General features: G+C 37.1%; 11 protein-coding genes. 8 read left to right on the top strand and 3 right to left on the bottom strand.

Going from position 1 to position 12,840, the window contains the following annotated elements; all coding sequences use genetic code 11:
* Positions 1-4 precede the first annotated feature (4 nt).
* Together ACVC43_RS06255 and ACVC43_RS06250 are read left to right on the top strand one after the other, a co-directional pair.
* Complete coding sequence (locus ACVC43_RS06255) at positions 5-4,114, top strand: strawberry notch C-terminal domain-containing protein (protein ID WP_452223766.1); 4,110 nt, start codon at positions 5-7, stop codon at positions 4,112-4,114.
* A complete protein-coding gene (locus ACVC43_RS06250) occupies positions 4,114-5,064 on the top strand; it encodes an AAA family ATPase (protein ID WP_452223718.1) in 951 nt (316 codons plus the stop codon). The genes ACVC43_RS06255 and ACVC43_RS06250 overlap by 1 nt, the downstream gene beginning before the upstream one ends.
* A 4-nt stretch (positions 5,065-5,068) precedes the next feature.
* Here ACVC43_RS06250 and ACVC43_RS06245 read toward each other — a convergent pair whose 3' ends face one another.
* Complete coding sequence (locus tag ACVC43_RS06245; RefSeq protein ID WP_452223717.1) at positions 5,069-6,820, bottom strand: hypothetical protein; 1,752 nt, start codon at positions 6,818-6,820, stop codon at positions 5,069-5,071.
* 203 nt (positions 6,821-7,023) lie between these two features.
* On the opposite strand from ACVC43_RS06245, the gene ACVC43_RS06240 reads away from it, so the two are divergent.
* The 6 genes from ACVC43_RS06240 to ACVC43_RS06215 are packed head-to-tail and all read left to right on the top strand — an operon-like array spanning position 7,024 to position 10,026.
* Complete coding sequence (locus ACVC43_RS06240) at positions 7,024-8,037, top strand: DUF7192 family protein (RefSeq protein WP_452223716.1); 1,014 nt, start codon at positions 7,024-7,026, stop codon at positions 8,035-8,037.
* Entirely contained in the window at positions 8,024-8,356 is a 333-nt protein-coding gene (locus ACVC43_RS06235) for a hypothetical protein (protein WP_452223715.1), read from the top strand. Before ACVC43_RS06240 ends, ACVC43_RS06235 begins: the two co-directional genes overlap by 14 nt.
* 21 nt (positions 8,357-8,377) lie before the next feature.
* Positions 8,378-8,674, top strand: a complete 297-nt coding sequence (locus tag ACVC43_RS06230; RefSeq protein ID WP_452223714.1) for a hypothetical protein — start codon at positions 8,378-8,380, stop codon at positions 8,672-8,674.
* Between the two features lie 4 nt (positions 8,675-8,678).
* The gene (locus ACVC43_RS06225) at positions 8,679-9,296 is read left to right on the top strand and encodes a hypothetical protein (protein WP_452223713.1); all 618 of its coding nucleotides are present in this window, start codon (positions 8,679-8,681) and stop codon (positions 9,294-9,296) included.
* On the top strand, positions 9,296-9,541 hold the full coding sequence (locus ACVC43_RS06220; RefSeq protein WP_406783243.1) for a hypothetical protein: 246 nt from the start codon (positions 9,296-9,298) through the stop codon (positions 9,539-9,541). Before ACVC43_RS06225 ends, ACVC43_RS06220 begins: the two co-directional genes overlap by 1 nt.
* A 5-nt stretch (positions 9,542-9,546) precedes the next feature.
* A complete protein-coding gene (locus ACVC43_RS06215; RefSeq protein WP_452223712.1) occupies positions 9,547-10,026 on the top strand; it encodes a hypothetical protein in 480 nt (159 codons plus the stop codon).
* Positions 10,027-10,092: 66 nt separating this feature from the next.
* Here the strand turns inward: ACVC43_RS06215 and ACVC43_RS06210 are convergent, their stop codons facing one another.
* On the bottom strand, positions 10,093-10,665 hold the full coding sequence (locus ACVC43_RS06210; protein ID WP_452223711.1) for a hypothetical protein: 573 nt from the start codon (positions 10,663-10,665) through the stop codon (positions 10,093-10,095).
* 142 nt (positions 10,666-10,807) lie between these two features.
* Positions 10,808-12,796, bottom strand: a complete 1,989-nt coding sequence (locus ACVC43_RS06205; RefSeq protein ID WP_452223710.1) for a UvrD-helicase domain-containing protein — start codon at positions 12,794-12,796, stop codon at positions 10,808-10,810.
* Positions 12,797-12,840 lie beyond the last annotated feature (44 nt).

The following is a 12,840-nucleotide window of genomic DNA, read 5'->3' as shown; positions in this document are numbered from 1 at the left end:
AAATATGGCTTTTGAGGTTCAAAAATCGCTCAATTCTATTGTCAAAACGCAAGGAAACATTGACAATTACGTACGTAATCAGTTAAAGTATGAATCTACCAAACAGCTTTGGAAAGGATTAGGTGCAGAACAAGTGGATGCAGTCGGTTTGTACCTCAAGCAGTTTGAGAAAGAACAAGGCATCATTATAGCAGACCAGACAGGAATCGGTAAAGGTCGGCAGGCTGCGGCGGTGATACGACACGCAGTAATGCAGGGTTGCCTTCCTGTCTTTTTTACAAAGAAACCAGACCTATTTACTGATATGTATCGTGACCTAAAAGCGATTGGTTTTGGTAACATTAACCCATTTATCGTAAACACAGATACTAATGCAAAAATCAAAGATGCAGATGGTAATGTGGTCTATAGTCCAATGAGCAGTTCTGCACAAGCTGAACTCATTAGTAATGAAATTGAATATACTACAGAAAGCCCTGAATCCATAGAGTATCACAAAAAGATAGGCAAGAAATTACCAGACCCAGACAAATACCCAACAGTCAAAATTCCATTGACATTAGACCATTTACCACTCGGTTATGATATGATTTTCGCCACTTATTCTCAGGTACAATCGGCGCATCCGTATAAACGAATGTGGATGGAGAAAATGGTTGCCAATGGTGTGGATGGTAGTAAAAAATATAAGAAGTGCATTTTCATTCTTGATGAGTCGCATATGGCTGGTGGTTTCGATTCCATCATCGGTACCTGGATGCGCGAAGTGTTACCACAAACAAAAGCTTGTTGTTTCCTAAGTGCGACGTTTGCGAAGTATCCAGAAGTGATGCCGTTTTATGCTAAGAAAACTGCCATTGCCGAAACTGGATTGACAGATTCTAATTTTGTCCGCTCAATGACAAGCGGTGGATTGGCATTGCAAGAAATTGTAGCGAGCAATCTTTCAGAAAGTGGACAGCTCATAAGACGTCAGCGCTCAAGCGAAGGTATCAAAGTGGATTACATTACACTTGATGCAGAACCACAACGCAGCAAGAGTCGAGAAAGTGTGAATCGCATAATCACGTTGATGAATGAGGTGGTTGCTTTTGAACAAGAATTTGTTGTACCATTATTAGCTGAAGTACACGCTTCCGCGAAAGCGCAAGGTGAACATATGTCTTCTAAACCAAGAGGATTAGGCGTTAAGCAATCGCCATACTTTTCCAGAGTATTCAACATCATTGACCAAATGCTTTTTGCTTTAAAAGTAAAAGACGTCGTAGCACATACGGTCAAATTATTAAAGGAAGACAAGAAAGTGGTCATCGCTTTCAAATCTACAATGGGTGCGTTCTTAAAAGATTTAAACTTGGTAAGTGGCGATGTGATTCCTGAAGAACAGCTCGACTTTACTCGAACATTAGTCAAAGGTCTCGATGGTATTTTCAACTACAACTACGTAGCAATTGATGGCGAAAAAACTAGAGAGCGTATTGAGCTGGAAGAGTTACCGCAAAATGGTATTGAAAAGTACAACGACATTAAAAAGCGAATGCTTTTAGAAAGTTCAGGACTTTCTATCTCGCCTATCGACGAGTTGATTCACTTATTGCAAACGGAAAAGAAGCCAAAACATTTGGGCGGTCATTCGGATATGTTTTTCAAAGTAGCTGAAGTTACAGGGCGTAATCAACGTATTGATTTTACAGAAGATGAAGCTGTTGTAGAATCTTTCCGTAGTAATACAGAAAAGTCTTTTCGATTATTTAATAGTGGCGATTATGACGTGCTACTCATCAATCAAAGTGGTAGTACAGGTTCTTCTGCGCACGCCAGTAAAGACTTTAAAGACCAACGACAACGTGCAATGATTGTGCATCAGTTTGAACTCGATATTAATACTGAAGTCCAAAAACGTGGTCGTATCAATCGTACTGGTCAGGTTAATCTTCCAGAATACTATTACGTCACAAGTGATATTCCTACCGAGAAGCGTTTAATGACAATGCTCAAGGCGAAATTAAAATCACTTGATGCCAATACCACAGGTTCGCAAAAGACGAATGATGATACCTTAAAAAGTGCGGACTTCTTAAACAAATATGGAGATGTCGCTGCGTGGAATTGGGTGGATGAAAATCAGGAAATGATGGAGCAGCTTGGCTATCCAACCTATCAAAAGAAAACCGATAAACGCGGAAACATCTCTTATGAGCGTAACGGATTTAAAGATGGAGCGGTACGACAATTAACTGGTCGCGCAGGACTATTAAAAGTCGAAGACCAAGATGCGCTGTATGATGATTTGTTAGAACGCTATGACCATCAAATCAAATTAGAAAAACAACAAGGTACTTATGATTTAGAAACAGAGTTTTTACCATTAGATGCAGAAGTAAAAAAACGGTTCTTGTTTCAAAAAGGTCAAGGTGGTGCAACACCTTTTGGAAAAGATACGGTGCGCGATATTACCATCGTCAATAACTTAAAACGACCATTTACCAAACAAGATATTGACGAGCGTATTCAAGATGCTTTAGGTGGCGAAAAGCCAGTCCAAGTGCGAATGAAAATGGAGGACGCTATTAATGAAGCTTATCCTAAACTTCTTGAAGAACGAAGAGCCAAACGTTTTGAAGTCATTACAAAACTTAAAGAAGAGCGTGATGTTTTGCCACAACGAGGCAGCGGAGAAACTGAAAAGGAGAACGAGAAAATCTTAGCCGACTGGAATAAGCTCGAAGCACTTATCAATCAAAAGACATCACAACTAGCTACCTATATCGCTGGATTAGAAAACATTCAACGTATCATCTTACGTTACCTCAATATGTGGAATATTGGCGATGTGGTTCGTGTGCCTTTTATCGGTACGACCATTAAACCGTCTTGGGGAATCTTTTTAGGCGTGAGTATCGGAAAGTCTGGAAAGAACCCATACACCTTGAGTAATATCAGTTTGAAATTTGGCGTTACGGATTCCCGTAAGGTTTTAACCTACAGTTTACAGCCAGCTGAACAAAGTTTCATAAGCCAGGTATTTACAGAAAGTCGAGGCATTACAGATGCTGATGTGCAGATGGTTAATCTCGAATGGAATGAACTAATTAAAAAAGCTTCTTCAAAAAGAGAACGCAGGCATATTCTTACTGAAAATATTGTAGGTGCTTCAGGTCAAATTGGAACACAAAACAAACTGATTAAATACAATACCAAAGAAGGAACCATCAAAAATGGTATTCTCTTGCATCGAGACTTTGGCAAAGATGGCGAGGCAGATTCGGCATTACTTCCTGTTTCTGAAGCTTATCCCATCATTAGTAAACTAGAGTTAGACGACTTTTTTGCAGACCACAAGTTGAGTTTTCGCGCAAAGCGAATTAGTGATAATTACTATCAGGTGTACCTGGATAAAAGAGATTTATATCCAGCCATTATTGATGAAAAGCTACGCTCTTTATTGCGTCGTGAATCTGGACAGTCTGAAGATGAGTTGCCTGACTTTGTGCAGAATGCAGGAGATATGACAGGTGCTTTACATCTGGAGAACTTGCAAGCGTTTCTAAATCGTTTAGATGCGTTTCAAGTGCAATATATGGGTAAAGCACGTGAGCTGGAAGATTGGGAGATTGAAAATGAAGCTGATTGGAAATCACAGACCCAACAGAAAAAGGGAAGCTTTAAATATCAATTAGGTCGTGCTTATGGCCAAGGTAGTAATCCAACTATCGGTTTTATAAGCTACAAAGAACCTAATGGAGAGTTTGAATTTGGAACGGTTATCTACAACAGACCATTAACTGATAAGGAGAAGTATAACTATTCCTTGATGCCCATTTTCAAAAATGTCGAAGAGCCTTATCAAGATTGGAAAATAGCCATTTTAAAAACTGGAATTAAAGAGGACTTCAATGCAATTATTGATGAAGTAAGAGACGTTCCATTACACGAAGCGATAGAAACATTGGGCTATTTCATTTTGAACAATCTACACGAAGATGGAAATGCAGAGTTTGTATTTGGAAAGTACACCGCGCAGGAACTAGGTCGTGTGTTTTATGAAGATACCATAGCGCAAATTGAAGCTATAGACGAATTATTAAATCAATTACATATTGCCAATTCATAATGAATAATAGAAAATTAGACATACCAGAGGTACAACAGATTCCGCAGTTTATGAAAATTATGGATGATTTAAGTGTTGGGAATAATCCATATTTGGTTGGAAGTGCCGGAACAGGAAAAACGACCATAGGCGAAAAAATTGCGTATGCCATAAAAGGACGAGTAGAAAATGATGGAAAAGAACTACCATTTACAATCGTAAATTGTAATCAATGGACATCGCCTATTGACATTAAAGGCGGGCAAACGATTTCAGGTTATAAAGAAGGTGCGCTCATTGAAGCTTGGCGTGATGGAAAGATTTTAATCCTGGACGAAATGCCAAAGCTCGATGCTAACACCGCAGGCTTATTAAATGATGCTTTAGCCAAAAGTGCTCGTGAAGATGCTATCATCTTTAATGGAAATAACGAACCGATTAAGAAGCATAGAAACTTTGGGTGTATTGCAACTGGTAATGTAATCGGTAAAGGTGCTAGTGGAAATTATGTAGGTAACAATAAACAAGATGCTTCTTTGCTTGACCGTTTTAGCGGTTGTATTTATCGCATTGGTTTTAATGAAACCTTAGAACGTCAGCTTGTATATCCAGCAGTTGTAGATATCTGTTTGACTATTCGTAAATCAATCCTCAAATACGAAGGGAAAGAAGCTGGAGACGACGATACTGAAGATATTATGACACTTCGTACAATGCTCAACTTTGAACGCGCATATGAGCTTGAGATGAAGCGTGAAACAGGAATGAAAGATGAGTTTGGCAAAACCTATCGCAAGATGCCTAATGGAAAGACATTGAAGGATTCTCTACACAGCTATTTCATTGCAATGTCAAAAGACAAAGCAGAGCACATCAAGACTGAAGTCAACCTTGAAGGTTTTCTAAATTCTTATAAAAGTAGCGGAATGAAACAGGCTTTTATTACGGAGTTTAAGAGGCGGATTGGGTAGGGTTTTACCTTCTCAATCGATGCTTTAAAATAGTATTTAAAACTTCTGGTTTAAAATTTTCAACTTGGCAACGAGCGTTCCATTCGATAAAGCGTTTGATATCCTCTTTTCTTTGAGCATTTGTAGTTTTTTCAAGTTTGGCCTTCCAAGTTCTTAAAGAACGTTGTAAATGATATAATACTATTCTTCTGCTTATCGCCAGACTTCTTCCTTTTGCCATTGAACTGAAGTGTAATCCCCAGAAAATGTAGATGTTTTCATCATCAGTTCCTTTTGATGCTTCTAAGGATTCATAAAATGAATTTAAAAAGGTGTTTTTAAAAATTCCACTGTAGAACATCTCAGCTGTATTCTTAGCAACATCATTATTCACGTCCCAGAGTGTTCCGAGATATCCCTTTGCACCAACCCCTAAAAATGAATCTGCGATGTCTGACCAGGAGGAGCACGTATTATTAAAGACAAAAGGAGAATGACCAGCAGCTAAATGTCTGAACATCGCTTGGTAGATAAAATGGTTACATTTAATGTGTGAAGAATCAGGAACAACTACCCGTGTGCTTCTGTCAATATTTTCACTTGTTCCAACAAAGCTTGCTATTTCTGCGTATGTGGCACTTGGAATATTCTGTGCTTTTAACTCCTTACTTTTCCATTTAAAACCATTAAGCTCACGCCAAATTCTCTTTACCAATACTGGTATTAGTTTATCATATTTTGAAGGCGCAATACTTACAATTTCATCGTATGTGACAATATGTGGATTTCCAAGACTGTCTGTAAACTCTTCAGTAATTCTTGAACCTTCGACCTCACCGCCGTGGCTGCAAAAATGTATTAAACTAAAAGGAAATTCTTTTACATAATTATCTATGTTGTAAACAGTAGCTTCCTTTCCAATTAATGATTTTACGTAAATCGCATTGCTCTCTAAAGTTCGGATAACATAATCCGTTTCTTCATCTTCAAATTCTAACGGTGAGAAAACAATAGATGAAAATGGCTCAAAATAACTATTGAAATGAATATTGTTGAATACGAAGAAGCCTGGTCTATAACTTAAATGTACGTGTGATATTGGAACTATGTTTTCTAAAATCAATGAATAAGGAGACCCATTAGAGAAAAAAGTCACAAATTCCCTATCTGCAAAGTGAATATGCTCAATTCTCGGATAGATTGAAGCCGACAAATCGTTGTAAGCATTATGATTTCCTTCTTTCCAACCCGAAATGAGGCTTTTAATTTCATACTTACCGAGTGTTGTTGGCTCAATTATCTCTATCGGCGATTCGATAGAAGCAGCGTAATTTATGCCGATGATTGATGACGATTTTCCATCATTTTCAATAACTACTAAACCTTTACCTGCTACTTCAATACTCCACTCTTGTGAAGCGGATTTACCTACTTTTAAGACAAGGTTTTTATTCAACGCATAAGGCAAGGATTCACATAAATCTTCCTCACTAATTATGAGAGGTTCTTTATCAGCGATAAGTGGTTCAAGTAGAACTTCAGCATCATCATAAGTATCTATTACTATAATGTTATAGTCATCTAAAAAATCTAGAAAGCTTAGTTGCTCTGCTGTTAGTCCAGCTAATATCAAGTTTTTGTCAAACCCTATTCTTTTAAGTGTATTATGTACATAGATATTGAAGTCTCGAGACCTAACCCTTGAGATATAATGTTCGTCCTGTGTAAGTTCATCATATTCATCTTCGGCTGTAGTTACGTTTGGATATTCAAACATTAAACTATATTTCTTGGACTGGTGTATATAACTCGAAACCATAGCTGCTAAGTCTTGCCGCTCCCAGTTTACGATACAAAAAAAGTCTTTATTGAAGTTAGGTACTGTCATCAGTCACAAAGTACTAAAATCAATTTAACGTTCCAAACTACAATCCCACTACGTAACGCTCATTACAGATCAACTTACTTTTATGCGTATACGTGAGTCGCCCGCAGCAACATACCATCCAGAGTTCTGATGGCAAATGCAACTATCTCTTGTTTGATAGTGTGTTTGCCTTTAATGCATTTGTAGATGGTGAGATAAAGCAGTTGTCTAGTGCTAATGATTCTCGGTGGAATTGGGTACAACAAAGTACTACCGACCAATTAAAAAACGGCACAGATTGGTACGGTACACCTACGCCAAAAGACATCACAGAACTCGAAGCGCATTACACCTTTCTTGGGATGCCATTGGTTGAAAAAATTCAACCTCAAATCAAGGATAAGTTGGCGCCATTTTTAAACTATCTCAACGAGGCTGTTTTGCCAAAACCAAAAATGACTTACAATGATAGAGGACTTGGTGTGTTTTCTTTTGACCGTGCGGCAATGGGTTTGTTTCAGCAGTTTGCGGTAGATACACAAACACCGATGAGTACTTCGGTAAGCCAAATGAACATTGAATTGGGTAACAAACAGATTCAGACTTCTGTAAAAAGCGTGTATGCCTATTTTCAAGATAAGCAACAATCGTATCCGTCGCTACAACTGTATTTAATGGCTGGTGCAAATGCAAATGTGAAGGGCAACGATTTACTTTATGTGGGTTTGGCTTGCGCTGAGCTGGTTCAGTTTATGGAGCTGCGTGGTATTTCGGTCGAAGTTAATGTGATGTTGGGCACTTCGTTTAATAATCAAGTTACGATGGGTTGCGTGCGTGTAAAACGCTATCAGGACCAGCTGGATAAGAACCAACTGCTACTGCTAAGTAGTGACCCAAGATATTTCCGCTATCGAGGTTTTAAGAGTCTGGTGGCGATGAGCAATTATTTCGGTTTGACCATTCCGTCTGGATTGGGAACGATTTCGGCTAGTATGGGTAACGCTTTCGCGAAAGCGGTCAACCCTAAAAGCTTTGTGTTTGAGCAAAGTTATTCGATGGATACCGCAGTAAAAGAGGTCTCACAAATCATTACTAATTATAAAAATCAGCTCGTTGGTAAAGGATAAAAAAGTATTGAAGCAAAGTGTGATTCACAGGATAATGGATAGAGCTGTTGACATTAATAAAGCTTGTAAGGAACGGTGTAGAGATTTTCAGATTATGCTTTCGCGAAAGCGTGAAAACACATTAATCCTGCGCTGGACAATCATTGATATTTCAAACGAAGACAATCCTGTGCAATGCTATCGCTACGAATGTTTCAAAACCGATGGCACACCGCAGTTGTGTTCCATTCATTATGCAGACCAGGAAGAGGCCAATGATTTTATCTGGTCGCTAGAACCGTTGTACCATCAACAATATGCCATAGACCATAAATTATAAGATATGTACAAAACCAAAGATGTGACCCAGAAGCAGCTACAGGCGCTCAAGGTGGTCAACCAAGACGAAATAGAAGATTTAACAGGCAGCAAACTCAATCCTGTCAAGGCTTGGGAAGTGATAAAAGAGGCTTCGGACAATTTTAAAAACAAGGACGCAAAAGCACAGGAAGCAGATGCGTTACTTTTTGAAATGTTACATCCTGAAATGAAGAAAGTTAAGCGAGCAACCGATAACTCAGAAACAATACGCCTACAAGAAAAAGAACGTGCCAGAGCGCTAGAGCTACTGGAACTTGAACTATTAATAGCAGCATAAAACGATGACGATACAACAATTACAAGCGCTCGATATGAGCAAGGTGCAACCAGAAGCTTTGGCAAAAGCCGTAACTGATATTCTGGATGATTATAAGGAAACGAGAGATAAAAAAGCTTTTGAAGAAATCGCCAAAGAGAATATCGAAAAGGTATTTCTACTCGTAGAGAGAATGGCTCCAGATTCTATCAAAAAGCAAAAAGTCGAGAAGAAAGCAACGGAGAAGCCAGAGAAAAAAAGCGATGCACCTATAAAGGAAATACCTAAGAAAGAGAAAAAAGCATCTAAAACCGTCAAGAAAGAATTGGATGCCTTGAGTGAAGACATCAAAGCGTGTCGGTTAAAGATTAGAAAATTTAACGAAGAAAAGCGCAAGAATCAGCCGAAGAAACCTAAGCCGATGCGTCACACTAAAATCAAGAATCATTTTATCGCCATTGCAAATCTAATTCCGCCAGCGCATAAAGATAATGTTAAGATGCAAAAGGAAGCTGAGAAGATTTTACTGCGTGCACATCGTGGTATTATGAACACCTACGGAATAAACTTTGTACGTGCCGAAGCTGGCGAAAAAGACATCAAAGCGAAGTATGATAAAATGGAAGAAAAAGCGACCAAATAATGAATAAAAAAGTACTCATCATCACAGGCGCAGGACTTGCAATAGGTTTTGCCGAAGCGCTTATCTATTACAATCTAGGTAAGAACGAAAATCAGAAAAAGTTTAAGTTACAAATTCCAAAAGGTGCTGAACTTTTAAAAACCACTGGAATAATAATAGCGACCTCTCTGGCCACCGCAGCGCTGTCAAATATCATTGAGAATGCGCTTCAAGAAAAAGAAACACTCATCCCAATAACTGCATAGACCTTATGAAAAAGATAGAACACAAAGCATTTTTAAAACGCAACAGCCTAGACAAGAAACTACTGTTACAACCCATTCAGGAAAAGATTGAAATCTTTGATAGAATGTATCGTTTGCTGGAAACGGTCTCTGATTGTGAAAAAGGGAACTTACTGGAACAGCTAGAAGAACTCGACCTAGAAATCTTAGAAGACATCGATGAAGAATATGCTGATAAACTAGAGTTTAACGAGATTGAAGAAAAGCTTAACGAGCAACCTGTTTTAGAGAAAATTGTTGCTCAAAAAGAAGTTTCAAGACCAATTACAGATGAAGCTATTCTGGATGAGTTAGTAAAAATGGGACGTACTAAAGATATTGGTCGTTCTACGTTTAAAGATTTGGGTATGAAAACGCATTTAGGTTGGGAAACGATTATTGGGAAATATCGCGTGGTTAGGACTAATGTTTTTAGGTATAGGTATAAAGTTGAAAAATTAAATTAATAGTGTTCAATATAATTTACTGTTCAGTGACAATGAACAGTAAATTATATTGAACAATTAAAATACTTACCGTTCTGAATCCACATTAAACCACGGCTTGCCTTTACCAATAGCAAGATCCTCTGCAAAGAATCGATTTCCTAAACCGTCTAATGGTATATACGAAACTTGGATTCTTTCTTTTATAAAATCTAATCCTTGATTATTAGGCTGGTTCTTTGCTGTAAGCAAGTGCTCAATACCAGTCCGTAATTGACAAGAAGTTGTTAATTTATAAGGACTGGTTTTTTCTTCTGGAATTTCCCAACTAAAAGTTTTTAGTTTTAAGTGTTGTGTCAATCTGCTTTTAAACGTAGTTGTTTTACCAATATACACCAATATGTATTTTTCATTTACATTCCAGTCCCAAGTAAATGTTTTTGGTATGTTACCTGGCCCTTTTATTTCTAATGACCGATTAAGCCTCTCTACGTCACCATCATTATTAGTCAACCAAAAAGCATAAAGTCCTTTTTCGTTGTCAGGCGTATTAGTGTACCTGATTCTATTTCCATTAAAAGTAACGAAGTGAGATAAAGGCTTTGATGCATTAAAATCTAATAAATTATCTACAGTTTCATTGATTAAATCCTCATTCATAGACTAGACTACTTTTTTACACCGCTCACATATATCCATCATTTGCTCATTTTTTGGAAATTTACATAAACACGCAGGAAAATGATATCTTGTTATTTTGAAAATCAAAATTTTAATTCTGTTACGATATGTTAATTCTGAATTACTCAATTATCCAAGCTGATTTCTCGCCAACACCTGTAATTATTAATGTTTGAATTGCTCGTGAGAAAACTACGTAGTAAAGAGATTTCTCTTTCTTAAGATATTCTTTTTTCTGAATATCAGAATAAATATCAAAACCAGGATGCCTAAATGGCACATAATCCTTACTAAAGCCCCTTACAAATAAATGCTTGAATTCGTGACCTTTTAAATTATGAAAAGTTGACACTACAATGGAATCATTTGATCGTATTGTAGCTTTAATATCAGAAAACTTTTGTTGGATCTCGTTAAGCAATTTCTTGCTTTCATCTACTAAGCGATTTGTTCTACTTGCGATACAGATATCACTCGGGTTTACACTATCATCAAGGAGTAATGTCTCTATCTGCTCTGAAATATACTGATCCTCCGCTTCAGGACTAGCAAAAACTTTATAGGTAGGGTCTGAACCGTGCATTAAACTCACGTAACCAGTATTTGTTTCTTTTTCTCCATCAAAATCATCGTACTGCGTATTTAACAATATACTTACAGCTCTCTTTTTTATTTCTTCTGTAGTTCTATAGTTAACTTTTAATTTTCTAGATCTACGACCACGAATGTGAATACCTGATTTAGAAAAATTAATTCTTCTTCCATAAATATTCTGAAAAGGATCTCCTACCAAGAACAAATCATTCTCTTTTTCATTTACTAAAACTCTTAATAATGATAATTCTAAATTTGAAAAGTCTTGAATTTCATCGCAAATAATATGAGAAAAAGGCTTCTGGCTAATGCTACTAAAATATGCAATTAATAAATTACACAACTCAAATTTAGTATAGTTTGATTCCTTAGCCTTTATAAACTCTTCGCAAAGCTCCCAAATTTGAGTTTTATCTTGGCGACCTATTCTAACAGAGCGACCAACTCGAGAAGTTTTATAATATTCATTAACCGATTTTACTGAATTTGCTAAAATCACATCGTTGTATTCATCCTGAAGAAAGTTTTCATCAAAAGTAGATGGATTAAATTCAATAATCTCTTTCCACAGTTCTAGCTCTTGGCTACTATTAATCATTCCCGACGACTCATCAATTACTTTAAATTCACGTGCCAATTCAAAGATTAGTTTGTCGATATTTGAAATTACTATTTCACTATCAGGTATACTAAATTTTTCAGTTACTGTACTTAAATACTGCGTCAAGCTTTTAGTAAATGTTGTAAAAAGAATTGGCTTATCAAATGATTCTAATTTTTGCGATAAATACTTAGCTCTATGTAAAGCACAGACTGTTTTACCTGTACCCGCGCTTCCAGTGACTTTAAGAGGACCTTTAAACTCTCCATAAGCTATAGAACGCTGTGATGGATGCAGAAATAATTTCCATTTTTCGAAATCTCCAGATAATATATTTTCAAGCTCTGCATCATCTGTAAGCACGTATACATTCTTCTGAGCATTAGGACTCAAGGTATTGTCATCTGATACTTTACCAGCCTCTATTTCTTCAAGAATATCTTCTAATGAAATTCCTTCAGACAAGTAGTATAAATACTCATAAACATCTGATGGAAGATTGGAAGCATAACTTTCTAAATGCTCAACGCGCTCGATGCTTTTAACCAATCCAATAAGGTCTTTAGGCACACCAATACTAGTCAGTTGATCGTCTGAATATGATGAATAAAGTGAGGTTACATCTTTTACGGTGACGTTAGTTGGCACAGGTTTAGTTTGGTTTTTAGGGCGGTCATACATTTGAAATGATTGCGTACTCGCATTCCATTCAAAAACTTTATTCTCAGCCCAATCCATTGCTTCATCGTGATTATCAACCCAAAGTAAATGAAACCCATTACCTTCTTCTGGTGCTTGAATAATCGCACGGTATTTTTGATCTATTCTGACTGTTCTAAGAGATTGATCCTTGAATGTATTAATCTTTTCATAATTGATAGCACTCGACTTAGGGTCTTCTTTGAATTTCTTCATAAACTCCCTAGTTTTCTTCTGTATCTTTCTAGGAAGTACAGAGA

It is taken from the genome of Lacinutrix chionoecetis (genome assembly GCF_053604665.1).
The sequence above is the reverse complement of the archived record's forward strand: the minus strand, read 5'-3'. Positions and strand labels throughout refer to the sequence as shown.

What these genes read in the sequence shown, in the direction of transcription:
- ACVC43_RS06255 (WP_452223766.1), top strand. Translation starts at nt 5, where the DNA reads ATGGCTTTTGAGGTTCAAAAATCGCTCAATTCTATTGTCAAAACGCAA.
- ACVC43_RS06250 (WP_452223718.1), top strand. Translation starts at nt 4,114, where the DNA reads ATGAATAATAGAAAATTAGACATACCAGAGGTACAACAGATTCCGCAG.
- ACVC43_RS06245 (WP_452223717.1), bottom strand. Translation starts at nt 6,820, where the DNA reads ATGTTTGAATATCCAAACGTAACTACAGCCGAAGATGAATATGATGAA.
- ACVC43_RS06225 (WP_452223713.1), top strand. Translation starts at nt 8,679, where the DNA reads ATGACGATACAACAATTACAAGCGCTCGATATGAGCAAGGTGCAACCA.
- ACVC43_RS06220 (WP_406783243.1), top strand. Translation starts at nt 9,296, where the DNA reads ATGAATAAAAAAGTACTCATCATCACAGGCGCAGGACTTGCAATAGGT.
- ACVC43_RS06215 (WP_452223712.1), top strand. Translation starts at nt 9,547, where the DNA reads ATGAAAAAGATAGAACACAAAGCATTTTTAAAACGCAACAGCCTAGAC.
- ACVC43_RS06210 (WP_452223711.1), bottom strand. Translation starts at nt 10,665, where the DNA reads ATGAATGAGGATTTAATCAATGAAACTGTAGATAATTTATTAGATTTT.
- ACVC43_RS06205 (WP_452223710.1), bottom strand. Translation starts at nt 12,796, where the DNA reads ATGAAGAAATTCAAAGAAGACCCTAAGTCGAGTGCTATCAATTATGAA.